The organism is Pseudomonas sp. FSL R10-0056 (assembly GCF_009600105.1).
Taxonomy (GTDB): domain Bacteria; phylum Pseudomonadota; class Gammaproteobacteria; order Pseudomonadales; family Pseudomonadaceae; genus Aquipseudomonas; species Aquipseudomonas bubulae.
The window spans coordinates 1-351 of record NZ_WIWL01000105.1; the positions used below are offsets into that span (position 1 = coordinate 1).

Consider the following 351-nt stretch of genomic DNA (forward strand, 5'->3'; position numbering starts at 1 on the left):
GGTTGAGGGTGTCGTGGTCGTCAACCCTGGTCAGGCCGATGCTGATGGTCACCGGGTATTGATGCGGGTCTTCGCGCACCTGACGGCACAATGCATCCATCAGCACTTCAACGTCATCCCGGCGCACGCCTGAAACGTACACGGCAAACTCTTCCCCGCCCAGGCGCGCATATTCATAGCCCTGCACCACGGCTTTGATATTCGCTGCCGTGCGTTTGAGCACTTCGTCGCCAATGTCATGGCCGTACAGGTCGTTCACTTTCTTGAAGTTGTCGATGTCGATCATCGCCAGGTAGTGATCGTGCTCACGGGGCCTGATGCCCAATTCGCTGCCAGCCCGCGCCATAAAGG

At 58.4% G+C, this 351-nt stretch carries 1 protein-coding gene; it reads right to left on the reverse strand.

Features of this window, described 5'->3' with window-relative positions:
* The coding region (locus GHO42_RS05050; RefSeq protein ID WP_153384133.1) for a GGDEF domain-containing protein at positions 1-351 on the reverse strand (351 nt) is incomplete at both ends.